Below are 17,446 nucleotides of genomic sequence, written 5' to 3'. Positions count from 1 at the left end.
CCGGTAGAGAGAGAAGAAAATTATGGATAATAACGCTGAGAACAATTCCCTCACCCCTCCACCGCCACCGTTGCCACCCACACCTCCGACACCACCAGCACCCCCGGCACCACCCACGCCGCCTGCTCCAGAATCTATGCCGGTACCGCCCGCGCCAGAAGTGACGCCAATTTCTCCAGCAGATACCACTACCGAGACGACCGTCATTCCCGATACCCCAGCTGCTGCCGCAGATTCGGCTGCGCCAATTATTCCACCTGCACTGGCCAGCCCGGTACCGCCGATTAACTCACCAGCCTCGAGCGCTCCAGCTGCGCCGAGCATTCCTAATATCCCTAATCTCCCGAATAACGGAGAAAAGAAAAAAGGGAAAGGGAAAAAGTGGATAGTTTTCGCTGTCATTGCGTTAGTAATCTTGCTGGCAGGCGGAATTTCTTACAAAGTGGTGGCAGGGAAATTTTCTGCGGAAAATACGGCAGAAAAATATCTTTCGGCGCTGGTAGACGGAAAAGCCAGCAAAGCCTTAGCGGCATACGACCCCAATTACAGCTCGCGTGAACGCATCTTGCTCACGGATGAGATATATAGCAAAGCAAAAGATCGCCCCAGCGATTTCCAAATTTTAAATGTGATTGCACAGGAAAATTCGGCAACAAAAAATTCTTCAAAGGACTCTAAAATAACGCGCAGCGTCGGGATAGAAGCCGAGCTGACCATCGATATGAAGAAGTATCCGGTGTTTCTCACTGTGGAAGAGCGCGGCAAGAAATTCGGTTTATTCAATAATTGGGTAATTACCGAAGCTCCGCTGGGCACAATGAATATCGATAATACCGCTGGAAAGCTTTCTATCAATGGTGTGGAAATAGATTTATCTGCTTTGAGTGAGGGAGAAGATGACGGAGGATCCTACTACCTCCCAGCTTTTCCTGGCACCTATACGATTGCGGCGCAGAGCAACGAAGATTTAATTACTTCCGATAGTGATACCGAAGTAGTGGTACCGGTAGACGGCAGTAGCAAATATGTGCAAATCGATATGCAATTCACCGACGAAGTGCTTAAGCAGGCGCAAGAACAGGTGAAATCCCACTACGATAAGTGCATGGAATCTACCACTTTTGAAGTGGCGGACTGCCCAGATTTAGAGATGCAAGATCCAGTGTACAAAGCCATCAGCGAGATTAAACGCAGCTGGAAGAAAGATCCGAAAATTTCTCTTACAGATAAATCTCCTATTTTCCAATCCGGAGCCTACCAGGGATATGTAAGTATCGACGGGCAAGCACTCATAAATTATAAAGAACGGATGACGGATAGCGATCCATGGAAAGATGCCAGCAGTCCGCTTAAGATATCTATTAGCAACAGCTTTAGATTCAGCATTAAAGATGGAAAAGTTAAGGTAGATTTTCAGGAAGATAAAGACAATAGCAGCGATAGCGACTAGTTCTAGCTCTAATTGGTTCTAGCTTCAGATAAGGCGCGTTTGCGCGATTGCGTCTAACATTTCTTCTACTGCGGGGCGGTAATGCCCCGCAGTACGAATTTCTACCGAACTTTCTAAGTAGGCGAGCAGAAATTCCCGTAGTTCATCCCCAAAATGAGCTGCAAAGCTACCCGGTTTCTCTAAAATTTCTGCTTGCTGGTAGGCGCGGCCGCCAAAAAGGAGAAGCCACATATCCTCTACCGGAGGTAAATCAGGAGCAAGGCTGGGCATAGCGTAAGGGATATCTATCCGGCGAGCACCATGGCGCTGATAGAAGCGCCACCGCGCCTGCGGATTACCGTATTCGGGGTGCTCACCATAGGCGTAGGGAGATTCAATCTCTCCGAGAATAAGCGCCGGTTGATAGGTCTCTTCCCAGGTGCGGATAGAAGTATCGAGAAGTTTTCCTCCGATTCCCCCGCCGCGAGCCGCCTTATCTACCGCTAACCACGAAAGCAGTACTGATTCGCCAGTAACTCTCCATCCCACGGCAGTAGCGAGAGGTTTCTCAGTTTCCCCATCCCAGACGGCAGTGCCGATATATTGGCCAGATTGAAAATCAGCTAAAAGTTCGGCGCGCGGGCCGCGCTCCGCTAAAGAAAAATTCGGAATCAATAATTCATCTATTACTGTTTCATATTCAGCTGCACATATCGGGCGAAATTCAAGCATAGCGGTAGTTTAGAAGAAAAATCGGAAAAGCTCCACCTCTACAAAACTAAAACGACACCAACCACAGTAACTGCACAAATCATCGCAGCTAAGAGTAAGATTTAATACTTTTCCTTACTGATGAAAATGATCCCAGCCCCCGGCGGTAATAAATTCTTTTCCATCCAGGTAGACACGCCCATGTGGATCGGCGCTGCCTATTTTCCCGATGGGAATAAATCCAGCTGGCAAGGGTGCATCCGGGGAAATAGTGGCAAGGAAGCCGTGGTCTTCTCCTCCCGTAAAAATCCATTCCGCCCGGCGGGCACCCAAACGCCCCGCCGCTTTGGCTATGCGCCTAAATGCTGCCCCAAATGCGTCATTATGCAAATTAATGCTCACTCCCGAAGCCCGCGCTAGGCGGCGCCCGTCCATTACTAAACCATCAGATACGTCCATAAGCGCGTGCAAATTCCCTTCTTTAACTGCAGCGAGCGCAGTTTGCAGGGGCGGGGTGGGGCGCAAAAAATCGGTGATAAGCACAGAAAATTCTTTTTCAGCGGTACTGCGCCGATAGCCAGCCTGTAAAAGTTCGTATCCAGCGCGAGCACAGCCAAGTTTGCCACTGTGGATTACTAAATCTCCCGGACGCGCCCCCGACCGCAGAATCGGCTGGTGTACATCTCCGAGCACAGTTACCGATACGACAATTTTATCGGCTGCTACAAAATCACCGCCGTCTACTCCCACTCCGAGCGGCGCGCAGGCTTCCTTCACTCCCTGCGCAAAATCGAGCACCCAGTCTTTTTTAGTATCTCGCGGGAGCCCTAAACCGATAACGAGGGAGATAGGCTGCGCCCCGATTGCCACTGCGTCGGCCAAATTCTGCATAGCAGCGCGGAAGCCAATATCTTTCCCCTCTCCCCAATCACAGCGAAAATGCGTACCTTCTACGAGAAGATCAGTGGATACGGCGGTATTACCAGTGAAAGCGAGTACTGCACAGTCGTCACCCGTGGGCACTATCGCATCGGCGCGGCGCGGCAGGATGGCAGTCACTTCGGCAATTAAAGCATCTTCCGATATATCACTTATCAGCATATTTTCAGCTTCCTAATTTCCCCGATTTGCCTGAGCTTGGTAATTTCCGGCGTACCTAAATTATTTTTAATGTAATCCCGTGCCGCGCGCTAAAGCTAAATCGACTAACTTTTGCACTAAATCGGCATACGGAATACCGGTGTTTTTCCACATTACCGGGTACATAGATACCGGGGTAAATCCGGGCATGGTATTAATTTCATTGACGAATATCTCGCCGCCTGGGGTGTAAAAGAAATCAACGCGCGCCAAACCTTCTCCGCCAAAAGCAGCAAAAGTAGCTACGGCAGTTTCCCGTATCTGCTCCTGCACCGCCTCCGGAATAGCGGCCGGCACTTGCATTACTAAATCCTGTACTTGTACGTATTTGTGGTCGAAATCGTAGAACTGGGCAGATTCGCTATTCAGTACTATTTCTCCTGGAAGAGATGCCCGCGCCGGCTTTCCACTCGAAGCGCCTAGCACTGCACACTCTATCTCTCGGCCAGCTATTCCTTGCTCTATTATCACTTTCGGATCATGGCGCTGCGCTTCGGTAATTGCCGCTGGGAGTTGCTCTAAATTCTCAATTCGAGAAATGCCAAGCGAAGAACCAGCGCGCGCCGGCTTCACATAGAGAGGGAACTCTAAAGCAGCTGCCTCAGCCAGTACGGCTTCCCGCTCTTGTAGCCACCGTCGATAAGGCACTGCCACATACGGGCCTACCGGAATTCCGGCTGCGCGCAGAATAATTTTCATAAAATCTTTATCCATGCCGGCGGCGGAAGCAAATACTCCGCAGCCCACATAGGGAATATTCGCCATTTCTAGCAGCCCTTGAATAGTGCCGTCTTCTCCAAAAGGCCCATGTAACAGCGGAAATACCACATCAACTTTCCCGAGGGAAGTAATCTTTTTTTCTCCGTTTGCCGCTGGCGCAATTAAAAGTATTTCTTGATTGCCGTCTCCCGGTGAAAATACGATGCGCGATTCTTGCTCTGCTACCTCAGTAGCAGCTGCATTCAGCTGTAATTCTGCTGGATTAGTGCTCCCCGGTACCCAAGCGCCGCTGCGGGTGATTCCAATCGAAATAATTTCATAGCGCTCCGTATCTAAAGCGCTCATAACTGCTCCGGCAGTTGCACAAGAAATTGGGTGCTCTCCGGAAGTGCCCCCATAGATTAAAGCGATACGAATTTTCTTCTGTTCAGTACTCACAGCCTAATTTTATAGCATCACGAAAGAAAGTCTGCCAGGCTCAGGCAGATATTTTCTCCACTTGCGCTCCCAGCTGGAATAGTTTTTGCATAAAGTGCTCATAGCCACGATTAATAATATCGATTCCCGCTACATTCGATTCTCCAGAGGCAGCTAGAGCCGCAATTAGATGTGAAAATCCGCCCCGCAAATCCGGCACCTCTATATCAGCGCCTTTTAACGCGGTAGGCCCCTGAATAACTGCCGAATGGTAATAATTTTCCCGCCCGAAACGGCACCGTTTCGAGCCTAAACATTCCCGATAAACTTGAATATGTGCCCCCATTTGGTTAAGTGCCCGGGTAAAGCCGAAACGATTTTCATATACCGTCTCATGCACAATCGACACTCCTTCTGCTTGGGTCAGCGCCACAACCATTGGCTGTTGCCAATCGGTCATAAATCCTGGGTGCACATCCGTTTCAATCGGTAAAGAATGCAATTTGCCGCCCGGATGCCAAAAACGAATACCGTCGTCATAAATATCGAACTGCCCGCCGATTTTCCGAAAAACATTCAGGAAATTCATCATTGGCTCTTGGCGCGCACCTCGCACCGTAATATCGCCTTTAGTAGCCAGGGCAGCACAAGCCCAAGATCCAGCTTCTATTCGATCGGCGAGAGCGGTGTGGCGGAATCCGTGCAGACGCTCCACCCCTTCAATATAGATAGTCCGATCTGTATCCACCGTGATTAGAGCACCCATTTTTTGCAAAACCACGATTAGATCCATTATCTCTGGTTCTACTGCCGCGCCAGTTAGCTCAGTGACACCCCGCGCGCGCACCGCCGCTAACAGAGTCTGCTCCGTAGCTCCCACCGAAGGGTATGGCAGATGTACTTTGCGGGCAGTTAAACCGCGCGGCGCCTGCAGATGCAGACCAAATTCTTTTTCGTGCCGTTCGGCACCAAAATCTTCTAGAACGGCCAGATGGAAATCTACCGGGCGATCTCCGATATGGCAGCCCCCTAAATCAGGGATAATAGCCTCGCCGAGGACGTGCAGAAGCGGACCGCAAAAGAGGATAGGAATACGCGAAGATCCCGCCACCGAATTAATTTCAGCCGGATCAGGAAGGCGCAATTTACCAGGCGTAATGGTGAGAATACCGGCTTGTTTATCGTGCTCTACTTCTACACCGTGGGCGCGCAGCAACTGGGTGACTACATCTACATCCCGAATTAAAGGCACATTGCGTAAAACGGAGGTTTCTTCCGTGAGGAGGGAAGCCACCATCGCTTTCGATACGAAATTTTTTGCTCCCCGCACGGATATTTCTCCCCGCAGTGGCTTTCCGCCCTGCACCCGTAGAATATCTCCAGCCATTTATTATTCTCCTTTGCCCCTCTTCTAAAAGTATAGGCACTGTATTCCAAGATATCGTGAAATATGGCCGAGAGCGAATAGGCTTTCAGAATAATTTTTCTCCTTTTCCCAGCGCAGAAAGGAAAGGTTTGCGTCTCAATTATTGATATGGCAGTATCGTTTTATGGATAAGGAGCAAAAGGTGGCTGGCAGCGGCGTAGGAGTACTCGATAAAGCCATGGGCGTTTTGAACGCTCTCGAAGCTGGCCCGCTCACTTTGGCGCAACTAGTAGCAACTACTTCTTTAGCTCGCCCCACCGCACACCGCATTGCGGTGGCTTTGGAATATCACCGATTTGTGGCACGCGATATTCAAGGGCGTTTCGTGCTCGGGCCGCGGCTCGCCGAATTAGCTGCCGCCGCCGACGAAGATCAACTTTTAGCCGTAGCTAACCCCATCCTGATTGCCTTGCGCGATCACACTGGCGAATCTGCCCAACTCTATCGCCGGCAAGGAGAACACCGCATCTGCGTAGCAGCTGCCGAACGCGCAATGGGATTACGGGATTCTATTCCGGTCGGGGCAACTCTCTCTATGCAAGCGGGCTCAGCTGCCCAAGTATTGCTAGCGTGGGAAGAACCAGATCGGATGCACCGCGGATTACACGGCGCTCAATTCACTGCGACGGTACTTTCCGCAGTACGCCGGCGCGGTTGGGCCCAGTCGGTAGGAGATAGAGAAGTGGGAGTTTCTTCTATTTCTGCTCCCGTCCGTGGCCCGAGTGGGCAAGTGATAGCCGCCGTTTCTATTTCTGGACCGCTAGAAAGAATGGGACGCCAGCCGGGGCGTCAATACGCAGCCGCAGTAGTAGCTTCGGCAAATCGCCTCACCGAAATTTTACAAAGCTCTCCGAGCTCCTAAAAGTTTAAAGGAAAATGCTTCTATGAAACCTACTTTGCTGGTTACTAACGATTTTCCGCCCCGAGCCGGCGGCATTCAAACCTTTTTAGAAGGATTCGCCAAAGAGCTAGATGCCGAAAAACTCTTCGTATTTACCTCTACACCTCCGGATACTCCTGGCGAATCAGGGAAAATGGCGGCAGCTAAGTACGACGCTTCCGTCCCTTGGCATATTTATCGCGATGCAGCCACGATTATGCTGCCCAACCCACTAGTAGCGAAAAAAATGCAGGAAATAATCATCGAGCATCACATAGAAAACGTGTGGTTCGGAGCGGCTGCTCCTCTCGGTTTACTCGCTAATGTGGCACGAGAGGCCGGAGCTAAGCAAATCATCGCCACCACCCACGGTCACGAAATTGGCTGGTCGATGCTCCCTGGTGCCCGCCCCTTATTGCGAAAAATCTTCCACGATGCAGATACTGTAACTTATTTGACGGAAGCTACGCGCCGGCGGCTGGCTCCTTTTTTTGGCACAACTCCCGCGGTGCAGCTGCACGGAGCTATAGACCCAGCGGCTTTCGCCTTTTCAGAAACTGCCCGGCAAAAGCTGCGCCAACGCTATAAAATTCCCGAAACCGCCCCGGTAGTGGTGTGTATTTCTCGCTTGGTAGAGCGAAAAGGGCAAGATACGCTAATTTCTATCTGGGCGCAGCTAGCAGAAAAGTTTCCACAGGCGTATTTAGTGATAGTGGGGAAAGGCCCCTATGAGAAGCATTTGCGCGAGTTAGCTGAGCGCAGCCCCCGAAAAGAAAAAATTATTTTCACGGGAGAAGTGCCCTATAGCGAATTAGCTGACCACTATTCGCTCGGGGATATTTTCGCTATGCCGTGCCGGACCCGCGGCGGCGGTCTGGATATTGAAGGGCTCGGGATAGTTTATTTAGAGGCCTACGCAGCTGGTCTCCCCGTAGTGGCTGGAGATTCTGGCGGCGCTCCCGAAGCTGTACAAGACGGCAAAACGGGAATCGTGGTAAATGGACATTCGGCAAACGCCACTGCCAAAGCGCTAGAATTTTTGCTCTCTCACCCTGAGCGCGGGCGTGCTATGGGAGCAGCTGGTAAAGAGTGGGTAAATTCTTGCTGGACGTGGCGTGATTCGGCCCGTCCCCTCCAAGAGCTACTCGCTTGAATCAAGTTTTCTAAGCCGTAATAAGTTGCTTTAATTTGGCACTATGCAAAGTATCTGACTACTCTGCAGAGCACTTTATACTTGCGAAGTATTTAGTTACTCTTCACGCTTCAGCTATTCTGCAAAAGATTTGGCTACTTCGGAACTAATACCAAGAAGTAACTCTAGATAATAATGGCCGCCATGAGGGTAACTATTAAAATTTTCACCACTATTCCGATAGCAAAAATAGCTGCATAACCAGATTCGATTCTTTCGTCATTTTTCCGCCCAGTAGCATAAGCCAAAATAGCGGGCTGCCCTAGAATACCAGCCATAGCTCCACTAGTGCGGGTAGCAGATAGGCAAAGCGCATAGCCAATTATGCCCATCACTCCCATTACTACGAAAGCAGCTACTAAGCCTACTGCCATTGCTTTTACTCCTACCGGAGTGCGCACTGTATTCATAAATTCCGGACCGGAGACGATTCCTACCGAAGCAAGGAAAAGCATCAGACCCAACTGGCGAATTATTTGATTAGCGGCTAGGGGAATCTGCCAAACTATCGGGCCGGTACGCTGCAAAGCGCCGAGAATCATACCGACGATCAAAGGGCCAGCCGCCGGGCCGAGCGCAAATTCTGATCCGCCCGGCAGTTGAATTTCCACCATCCCTGCCAGTAAGCCCAGTACTATTCCCAAGCCCATAGAGATAGCGTCTACTTGCGCTACTTGCCGCTCCGAGTTGCCAAAGAATTCTGCTAATCCCGCGTATTCTTCACGCGGAAAAGCCACCAAGACGCGATCGCCTATTTCTAGGCGAAGATCATCTTCTGCTAACAGCTCAGTATCTCCGCGCTGAATACGCGTGACTACTCCGCCGAATCTGCCAGCGATATTGAGCTCTGCCACGCTGGAATTAGCTAAATCTTTGGTGGATACCGTAAAACGCCGAAAATCTACTTGCGAACGGTCATTTGCAAGATGGCTACTGACTAAGATTCCTAAATCGGCAATAGTCCGCCGCACATTTTCTTCTAGACCTACCACCACTACTAAATCATCCGGTAGAAGTTCTTCTCCCACGGAGACAATTCGCGTCTTACCTTTACGGCGCAGATACGAAATTTTAATACGTTGCGCTTTCCAATCGGGAATAGCACGCACTGGCACATTCTTAGTCACCTTACAGGTGGCAGCGAAAAGCCGCTGACCCGCCTGAGAGGGCACATCAGCGCTGCCTTTCCAGTTACGCCCTACTACCAGAGCTACCAGTGTGATTCCGACGATTACACCCATTGGATAAGCTAGAGAATAACCAACACCGGGTTGCTTAGAACCGCTGGCTTCTTCCGCAGCAGCCAAGGCGGGAGTAGTAGTGAGCGCTCCGGCATAAATACCGAGTAGCAGCGCCGATTTTAGGTGGAGAAGTTGCCCAACCACTACCGTCACTATCGCCCCAGCTATTAACGCTAGTATGGAACCACCGATTAACTTAGCTTGCCGGCGGAAATTGGCGAAAAAAGCGTGCCCCGCCGAGAGCCCAACGGCGTATACAAAAAGAATTAAACCTAGATTCTGCACATGGAGAAGATCTTCATTCATGCCGGGCACAAAATTACCAACTACAAGCCCGACGAAAAGTGCTCCTGCTGCGCCGAGGCGAATCGGACCAAAAGGAATGAGACCTAGAACAGTGCCCAAAGCACCTACAAGAAAAACGGTCAGAATTGGAGAAGCAGAAATAATTTCAACCACAGCGCCCACTTATCAGTGCTATCGATTTTCTTAAATAATCGTACCCCGTACCGGATTTGAACCGGTGTTACCGCCGTGAGAGGGCGATGTCCTAGGCCGCTAGACGAACGGGGCGTGAAAAAAGATTTCCTCTTTTTCGCTGGGGTACCAGGACTCGAACCTAGACTAAATGAACCAGAATCACTCGTGCTGCCGATTACACCATACCCCAAAGGCAAAAAGCGCTTTTACGCTTTTGTGCAACGATTAAATATCGTACTAAGCTCGCCGGCGAAGCGCAAACTAAAAAGTGCGTGAGTGTACTCACCCTGCAATTTTAGCGAGAGCAGGGCGAAAACTTAGCAATCCGCGCCAGCTGCCACCAGCTCCGGATAGAGCTGCTGGAAGCGCTGAATCCGGCGAATAGTTTCTTCTTTACCTAATAAGGCCATAGAATCAACTACCGGCAAAGATACATTACTGCCCGTAATAGCCACGAAAAGCGGCGCATAAGCAAAGCGCGGTTTTATTTCCAGACCCTGCACTACATGCTCATCAAATACTTCTTTGATCTGAGCAGCAGTGAAATCGCTAATCTCTGCGAATACTTCCACGGCTTTTTCCAGTACCTGCGGAGTGGTATCTTTCAGTTTCCGTACCGCTTTTTCTTGATATTCGAGTTCTGTAGCCGTACAGAAAAGGAAGGCCATTAATGCGGGCGCTTCTCCGAGTAATTTAATGCGAGTCTGCACCAGAGGTGTGGCACCCGCAATTAGCTGCTGTACGCGAGCCGAGTTATCGGCATAAACCGGCGCCGCTACCAGATTTTCCCGATGCAGGAAAGGCACGAGGCGCTGGCATAAATCTGCTTCATCAAGACGGCGAATGTGCTCCGCATTAATTGCTTCGCATTTCTTTTCATCGAAACGCGCCGGATTCGGGTTTACGTCTTTAATATCGAAAGCCTTCACCATTTCTGCACGCGTAAATACATCTTCATCGGGAGAAATAGACCACCCTAAAAGCGCCAGATAATTAATTAGCCCCTCCGGTATCATTCCGTGTTCGCGGTGAAGCAAAAGGCTAGATTCTGGATCGCGCTTCGAAAGTTTCTTATTTCCCTCCCCCATCACATAGGGTAAATGCCCAAATTGCGGAATATATTGAGCAATCCCCAGCTCCATTAAAGCGCGGTAAAGCACGATTTGGCGTGGAGTAGAAGAAAGTAAATCTTCCCCGCGCAGCACATGGGTGATGCGGGTAAGCGCATCGTCAATCGGATTAGTGAGCGTATAGAGAGGCTCGCCGTTGCCGCGCACTATCACATAGTCTGGTACGCTTCCAGCTTTAAAAGTAATTTCTCCCCGCACTAAATCAGTAAAAGTAATATCGGTATCAGGCATCCGCATCCGCAATACCGGCTGCCGCCCTTCCGCTCGATAGGCAGCTTTTTGCTCAGCGCTCAAATCCCGATCGAAGCCGTCGTATCCGAGTTTGGGATCTTCTCCTTTGGCGCGATGGCGTTGCTCTACTTCTTCCGGAGTGGAAAAAGATTCATAAGCATAGCCACCTTCCAGCAGCTTGGCAGCTACGTCGCGATAGATATCCATCCGTTCGGATTGGCGGTACGGACCGTCCGGGCCGCCCACTTCCACGCCTTCGTCCCAATCTAAACCCAGCCAGTGCAATGAATCGAGAATCATTTCATAAGATTCTTGCGAATCGCGGGCCGCATCTGTATCTTCGATACGAAATACGAAAGTACCTCCGGTATGACGAGCATAAGCCCAGTTAAAAAGGCAAGTACGTACCATCCCTACGTGGGGAGTACCGGTGGGTGAGGGACAAAAACGGACGCGGACTTTATCGCCGCTAAGATTATCTGCAGTATTCATCGCCTGCTATTCTAGCGCTTTCTGCTTGCCCTACACTATTTAGAGCGCCGATTGTGCGCAGTTCCTCCCCTATTTCCTAGAAAATATGCGATTTCTTTATCAATAAGGGCTAGCAACCAATAAGAACCGGAACCAATGCGGGCTGATAACTAATAAGGGCTGGTATTAGCTCGGTGGTAAATAGGATTTTATCTATTCCCAGTATCTTTTCCCAGCAAATAAAATTCACTCACGCATCCACTAGATAAAGTTTTCCGCGCACCGCACATAAACGCAAATAAGTTTTACTCGCTTATCACTGGATTGCGCAGGCTTCCCAATCCGCTAGCGGAAATCTGCAATTCATCTCCCGCCTGCAACTCACAAGGCGGCAATAGATTTCCAAGGCCGATAATATCGCCCGGCAAAAAAGTGGCGATATGGCTAGCTGCCGCCACTAGCTTCTGTATATCTACCCGGCGCAGTAGTAACTCTGCTTCCTCTTTATGCTCTTGGAAGCTGCGCGTGAGTGTAATCGAAGCATCTTGCACTTCAGTTTCAATAATTGGACCGAGCGGGCAAGAAGTATCGAAAGCATAGGCAGCGGCACCAGATTTACCAGCTATATCTGGTATGTAGGCAGATTGCAGCAGAGTCAGACCGTAAATCACTTCCGCGGCACCTACCGCAGACAGTTTTTTACAAGGACGAGAAATTATCACTCCCAGCTGCGGAGCTACCGCGAGAGAAGTTGCGTAACTCGGGATAGTAATCGGAGTATTTTGCCCACTGACCGCAGTATTAGGTTTTATATAGGCTTGGAGCTCAGTTAGTGCGCCGCTCATATCTACCGCGGCCGCGGCCGGAATTTCCGCCGCTGCCGAAGTCTCTGCTTCTGCTTCTGCCGCTGCAGAAAAGGCCAGTAAATTTTCTGCGTAATTTCCCTGCCAGCAAAGTACCTTAGAACGCGGAAGCATCGGGGCTAGCACCTGTACTTCATCTAGAGTAAAAGATTCTCCACTGAGCTGAGGTGAAGTATAAAGAGGATCTCCTACCAGCACTTCGTAACGGCCAGTTTGGGGATTAATAAGAGCAAAACGCGGCCCTTGTGGCAAAGAAATTCGCACAATTTTCATATAGTGCAGTCTAATAGATTTTTAGAAATAAGCTGCTATAGAACGCTCTATTTTTCGTAATTTTCTACCCAGAGCCACTTTCCGTGCCGAGCTGTTTATGCAGAATAGAAAACAAATATCTAAACTTCAGTGCCCCCGGCGGGGCTCGAACCCACGACCTTGGAATTATGAGTTCCCTGCTCTAACCATCTGAGCTACAGGGGCGTACTAATTGTTTATATCTGATATTAGCGAAAATTTCCAACTAGTTTCAGACCTGCGCGGTTTATTTCACTTTTCGGTGCCGATATTTTCTTCTATCGGGCGCTATTTTTCTCAGGTATCAGTTTCATCGAATGCACGCCGATTACTCTCCAGCTCTATCAATCTTTGATAGAGAGCTGCTCGCTCTGGGGAATCAGATTCTGTGCGCTGCATTTGCCCGCGCAGCTCCGCTATTTGGCGGGTATAGCCGTGCTTTATCAAGCCCATCATCACTCCCCGCACATAGGGCCACATATCAGCCTGCGTATCTTCCGGTAAAGGAGATACTGCCAGTTCCCGGAGAGCTTGCCGCGTCATATCGGTAGCAGCCGCACTTATCTGCTCCACGTACCACTTATTAGCGCGCTCTTCCGCTTCCTTATCTTCTATCCCTTTATCTTGCAGATTTTGAAAATACTGCCGATGCGCAGCCACTCCCCCCGCCGCCAGAATAGTATCGAATATGGCGCGGTGAATCGGCACTGTAAAAGATTCACTCGGTAAATCCTGCGCATTTGCTTCATAAGCCAACCAAGGTAACTGCACAATCACTTCTAAAGCGGCACGTTCCACGCGCGCCACAGGATCACTAATCTGGGAGCGCTCTTCTAGTACTGGCGCGGAACGCGGAGTATTTTCTTCTCCCGGGGCCGCAATCTCCGGTATCTGATTTTTCTGCATCCGCAGCGCGTCGGCTACCGCCTGTGCCACTGTATCTATATCCATCCCGAGCCAGCCAGATAATATACGAGTATATTCCCCGCGCAACACTCTATCTTTAATAGCTGCCACTACCGGCGCACTTTGATGCAACCCCGCTGCCCGCCCTTCTGCGGTGTGAAGTGGCAATTTAGCGAGCATAGATTGAATCACAAAAGAAAAAAGTGGTTTCCGCTTAGCTACTAGCTGCGCTACTGCAGCATCTCCATAGGCGAGGCGTAAATCGCAAGGATCCATACCCTCAGGCGATACTGCCACAAAAGTCTGCGCCCCAAAAGTCTGATCTTCCCGAAAAGCGCGCAAAGCAGCTTTTTGCCCTGCCTCGTCTCCGTCAAAGGTAAAAATAATTTCTCCACCAAAACCGGCTCCATCGTGCAGTACCATTCCAGAGCCTTGCCCGGCATAATCTCCAATAATACGCCGCACAATTTTGGCATGCTCATGCCCAAAAGCAGTGCCACAAGTAGCCACCGCCGTACGCACTCCCGCTAAATGAGCAGCCATCACATCGGTATATCCCTCTACCACTACAATTTTTCGCTGCGCAGCTATTTCTTTTTTCGCTAGATCCAAGCCGTAGAGCACCTGCGATTTTTTATAGAGGATAGTTTCGGGAGTATTGAGATATTTCGGGCCTTCTTCCTCGCCCAGTTTACGAGCTCCGAAACCAATCGGATCACCCACTATCGAATGGATTGGCCACATTACCCGCCCGCGAAAACGATCATAGACTCCGCGCGCTCCCTGTGAAGTAAGGCCGGTAGCAGAAATCTCTTTTTCCGTAAATCCACGCCGTCTCAACTCTTGGAGCAAGCTATCCCAGGCGCGAGGAGCATATCCAACGCGAAAGTGCGCAATCGCCGCATCGTCAAAGCCCCGATCATAAAGTAACTGCCGAGCAGCTTCCCCTTCAGCTTCACTGAGTTTTTTCATATAGAACTCTTCAGCGATTCTATGGGCCTCAATTAAGCGCGCTCTTTTCACTTCCGCAGGCGCACTCTTCCCTCCGCTACTTTTTTCGTACTGCAGCTGCACACCCGTCTTATGCGCAAGCAGCTCTACCGCTTCCACAAAAGAAATATGCTCGATTTTTTCCAGAAAAGCGATTGCGTCTCCGCCTTCTCCGCAGCCAAAGCAGTGCCATCTTCCCACGTGTGGCCGCACATTAAAAGAGGGAGTTTTTTCATCATGAAAAGGGCATAGGCCTTTTAGCGCACCCACTCCAGCAGTTTTCAGAGTGACGTACTCGCCCACTATTTCTTCCAGACGCGCCCGCTCCCGCACTTCTTCTATGCTTGCACGCGTAATCAAACCGGCCATACCGCTATCTTATATCCTTTACTCGCTCCCTTATCCACTTACCGTTCTGCTCTTAATGGCGCAGCATTCCGCAATAGCGCGCATGCCATTGCCGTGCAGACTGGTCGGTAAGAGTAGCCAACTGGTCTATCAACACCCGCCGCCGCGCTGCTTCACTATCGGCGCGCTGATACAAATCCCAAAATATCGGCTCTAAACGCGTGGCCGGATCTTCCGCGAGCGCATCGGCTAAATCGTAGAGCATTGTGCGTTGCGCATAGTAAACCGGCTCATGTACGCGCGGTTCCATCACTAGATGTACCGCAATTCCTTTTAGCAAATTTATTTCCGCTTGTGTCTGGGGTGGTACGACCACATTAGCTGCGTAGCGAATTAGTGGCTCGCTGCCATATTCAGCTTTGGTGGCAGCCGTAAGAGCCGATATAAAACGCCCGATTAAATCGGAAGTTAAATCCTTCAGTGCCGCTAAATCACGTATCGTGCCACTAAATTCGTGTGGCCAGGCTTCCATCGCATGTAGACGGCGAAAAGCAGAGCGCAATTCTGCTTCGCTACTGCTTTTTCCATACCACGTTATTACACCCGCAATTATGGCGTCTTCGTCCGCTAATTCAGCATTTAGGGAAGAGCCGAGCGGATTTTCATTCGCCCGCGCTTGTTTATAGACTATTGCATCCTCTACGTCATGTACCGAATAAGCAATATCATCAGAAATATCCATTATTTGTGCTTCGATGCACCGGTTTAGCCCGTGATTTCCGTGTACCCAGGTAAATACCGGTAAATCATCGGCATAAACACCGAATTTACGGCTATTTCCTCCTCTGGGCCCAGCTCCCCGCAGCCACGGGTATTTAATAGTCGCATCGAGAGTGGCCCGCGTGAGATTGAGCCCCGCTGGGCTGCCGTCAGCTTGAAAGCGCTTCGGTTCTAGGCGCGTCAGCAAACGCAGGGTTTGGGCATTTCCTTCAAATCCACCGATATCTTCTGCCAATTCGTTAAGAGCTTTTTCCCCGTTATGCCCATAGGGGGGATGCCCAATATCATGCGAAAGGCACGCTGCTTCGACAATATCGGGATCACATCCCAAATTTTTTGCTAAAGATCTGCCTACCTGAGCTACTTCCAGAGAATGAGTAAGACGGGTGCGGATAAAATCATCAGATTCTGGCCCTAATACTTGCGTCTTGGCCCCCAGACGCCGCAGCGCCGAAGAATGCAGCAGCCGCGCTCTATCGCGTTCGAATTCGGTACGGGAAGCACTTTTGGGGGCTTCCTGGATCCATCGCTCTTTATCGCTGCTCTGATAGTGTTCTTGCACGTTTCTTAGCCTATCAATTTCTAGCCGCCACTAATATTAAGTTCTGCTTCTTGAATTTTTTTCCGTTGCTCCGGGCTCAAATAATGGCTTTCGAGCCAGCGCTCCGGCAAATGTGGAGTGCGGGCCCGCCCAGCTCTACCGCGTTTTCCCTCCGCTGCTTCCGGATAACTTTGGTCTAAATCTAAATCCTGGAGTTTTTGCTTTAGATCTGCTAGCGAAGATACCAACCCGAGCTGCGCCCGCGCGGATCCTCCCACCGAAAAACCTCGTAAATACCATGCCATATGTTTGCGCATTTCGCGCACGGCTCGGCCTTCGTTCTGGAAATATTCCACTGAAAGCTCGGCGTGCCGATAAATTATTCCGGCCACTTCCCGCAGTGAAGGGCGCATTCGCGCAGCGCTTCCGTGCAAAGCTGCCGCCAAATCAAAAAAGAACCACGGCCGGCCTTGGCAGCCTCGTCCAACTACTACACCGGCGCAGCCGGTCATTTTTTGCATCTCCAACGCATCTCCAGCAGAAAAAATATCGCCGTTGCCGAAAACTGGAATAGTGCTTTCCGCCTGCAGCTCTTTTATCATTTCCCAGTGGGCGTGGCCAGAATAATGCTCTTCCATGGTGCGCGCGTGCAAGGTAAGCGCCAAGATACCGGCTGCCGCTGCAATTTGAGCTGCGCGCCGAAAAGTCTCATGCTCGGCATCAATACCGAGCCGAATTTTTGCCGTTACCGGCACTTCCTGCCCAGTTTCTGCTCCGGCCGCGGCAGCTGCTTTCACTGCTGCCTCCGTGATTTCTGCAAAGAGATCTTGTTTCCACGGCAGCGCTGAACCGCCACCTTTTTTGGTTACTTTGGGGACGGGGCAGCCAAAATTTAAATCAATATGGGCTGCGTAGCCGCGGCGAATAAGCATTTTTACCGCAGCTGCCGTAATAGCGGGATTCACTCCGTACAGTTGCACCGAAGGCACTGGATCATGAGGATCCGGCTGCACCATATGCAAAGTTTCTGCATTTTCTTCTACCAACGCACGCGTGGTGATCATTTCGCACGTATAGAGGCCACTCGGAGCATACCTAATTCCACTGGTCGGCGAATTTTGCACCTGCGCTACCCCGGCTGCTTTTCTCCCCGCATCGGCAAATTCTCGGCACAACTGGCGAAAAGGTGGATTGGTAACTCCGGCCATCGGAGCCAAGAGTAGCGGAGTGCCTAATTCGATATTTCCGATTCGCGCCAA

13 protein-coding genes and 3 tRNA genes are annotated in these 17,446 nt (G+C 50.5%); 3 read left to right on the top strand and 13 right to left on the bottom strand.

What is annotated here, in order from left to right; genetic code table 11:
* The first annotated feature begins 22 nt into the window (after positions 1–22).
* A complete protein-coding gene (locus BQ7117_RS03590) occupies positions 23–1,450 on the top strand; it encodes a zinc ribbon domain-containing protein (RefSeq protein WP_154662963.1) in 1,428 nt (475 codons plus the stop codon).
* A gap of 24 nt (positions 1,451–1,474) precedes the next feature.
* On the opposite strand, the gene BQ7117_RS03585 is transcribed toward BQ7117_RS03590, so the two are convergent.
* From BQ7117_RS03585 to murA, 4 genes are all read right to left on the bottom strand, one after another.
* Entirely contained in the window at positions 1,475–2,161 is a 687-nt protein-coding gene (locus BQ7117_RS03585; RefSeq protein ID WP_073996226.1) for a GNAT family N-acetyltransferase, read from the bottom strand.
* Positions 2,162–2,275: 114 nt separating this feature from the next.
* On the bottom strand, positions 2,276–3,241 hold the full coding sequence (thiL, locus tag BQ7117_RS03580; RefSeq protein ID WP_073996225.1) for a thiamine-phosphate kinase: 966 nt from the start codon (positions 3,239–3,241) through the stop codon (positions 2,276–2,278).
* A gap of 66 nt (positions 3,242–3,307) precedes the next feature.
* The gene (locus BQ7117_RS03575) at positions 3,308–4,438 is read right to left on the bottom strand and encodes a D-alanine--D-alanine ligase family protein (RefSeq protein WP_084789863.1); all 1,131 of its coding nucleotides are present in this window, start codon (positions 4,436–4,438) and stop codon (positions 3,308–3,310) included.
* Positions 4,439–4,478: 40 nt separating this feature from the next.
* Entirely contained in the window at positions 4,479–5,804 is a 1,326-nt protein-coding gene (gene murA, locus BQ7117_RS03570; RefSeq protein ID WP_073996224.1) for a UDP-N-acetylglucosamine 1-carboxyvinyltransferase, read from the bottom strand.
* 163 nt (positions 5,805–5,967) lie between these two features.
* Here murA and BQ7117_RS03565 point away from each other — a divergent pair, with 163 nt between their 5' ends.
* Positions 5,968–6,705, top strand: a complete 738-nt coding sequence (locus tag BQ7117_RS03565; protein ID WP_073996223.1) for an IclR family transcriptional regulator — start codon at positions 5,968–5,970, stop codon at positions 6,703–6,705.
* Between the two features lie 22 nt (positions 6,706–6,727).
* Positions 6,728–7,876, top strand: coding sequence for a glycosyltransferase family 4 protein (locus tag BQ7117_RS03560; RefSeq protein ID WP_073996222.1), 1,149 nt, complete (start codon positions 6,728–6,730; stop codon positions 7,874–7,876).
* Positions 7,877–8,040: 164 nt separating this feature from the next.
* Here the strand turns inward: BQ7117_RS03560 and BQ7117_RS03555 are convergent, their stop codons facing one another.
* The 9 genes from BQ7117_RS03555 to dusB form a co-directional block, all read right to left on the bottom strand.
* Entirely contained in the window at positions 8,041–9,615 is a 1,575-nt protein-coding gene (locus tag BQ7117_RS03555; RefSeq protein ID WP_073996968.1) for an aspartate:alanine exchanger family transporter, read from the bottom strand.
* A gap of 41 nt (positions 9,616–9,656) precedes the next feature.
* Positions 9,657–9,729 (bottom strand) — tRNA-Glu (locus tag BQ7117_RS03550).
* A 25-nt stretch (positions 9,730–9,754) separates the two neighbouring features.
* Positions 9,755–9,826 (bottom strand) — tRNA-Gln (locus BQ7117_RS03545).
* Positions 9,827–9,953: 127 nt separating this feature from the next.
* On the bottom strand, positions 9,954–11,489 hold the full coding sequence (gene gltX / locus BQ7117_RS03540; RefSeq protein ID WP_073996221.1) for a glutamate--tRNA ligase: 1,536 nt from the start codon (positions 11,487–11,489) through the stop codon (positions 9,954–9,956).
* Positions 11,490–11,773: 284 nt separating this feature from the next.
* The gene (locus tag BQ7117_RS03535; protein WP_073996220.1) at positions 11,774–12,604 is read right to left on the bottom strand and encodes a fumarylacetoacetate hydrolase family protein; all 831 of its coding nucleotides are present in this window, start codon (positions 12,602–12,604) and stop codon (positions 11,774–11,776) included.
* 130 nt (positions 12,605–12,734) lie between these two features.
* Positions 12,735–12,808: transfer RNA gene (locus tag BQ7117_RS03530), tRNA-Ile, on the bottom strand.
* Between the two features lie 111 nt (positions 12,809–12,919).
* The gene (gene dnaG / locus BQ7117_RS03525) at positions 12,920–14,887 is read right to left on the bottom strand and encodes a DNA primase (protein ID WP_073996219.1); all 1,968 of its coding nucleotides are present in this window, start codon (positions 14,885–14,887) and stop codon (positions 12,920–12,922) included.
* A 52-nt stretch (positions 14,888–14,939) separates the two neighbouring features.
* Positions 14,940–16,208 carry a deoxyguanosinetriphosphate triphosphohydrolase gene (locus tag BQ7117_RS03520; RefSeq protein ID WP_084789861.1) on the bottom strand — a complete coding sequence of 423 codons (1,269 nt, stop codon included), beginning with the start codon at positions 16,206–16,208 and terminating at the stop codon, positions 14,940–14,942.
* A 20-nt stretch (positions 16,209–16,228) separates the two neighbouring features.
* A complete protein-coding gene (gene dusB / locus BQ7117_RS03515; RefSeq protein ID WP_419865605.1) occupies positions 16,229–17,446 on the bottom strand; it encodes a tRNA dihydrouridine synthase DusB in 1,218 nt (405 codons plus the stop codon).

Origin of the sequence: Arcanobacterium urinimassiliense (genome assembly GCF_900119495.1) — a bacterium.
GTDB classification, from domain to species: domain Bacteria; phylum Actinomycetota; class Actinomycetes; order Actinomycetales; family Actinomycetaceae; genus Arcanobacterium_A; species Arcanobacterium_A urinimassiliense.
This window is presented reverse-complemented; position numbering and strand designations above follow the sequence as displayed.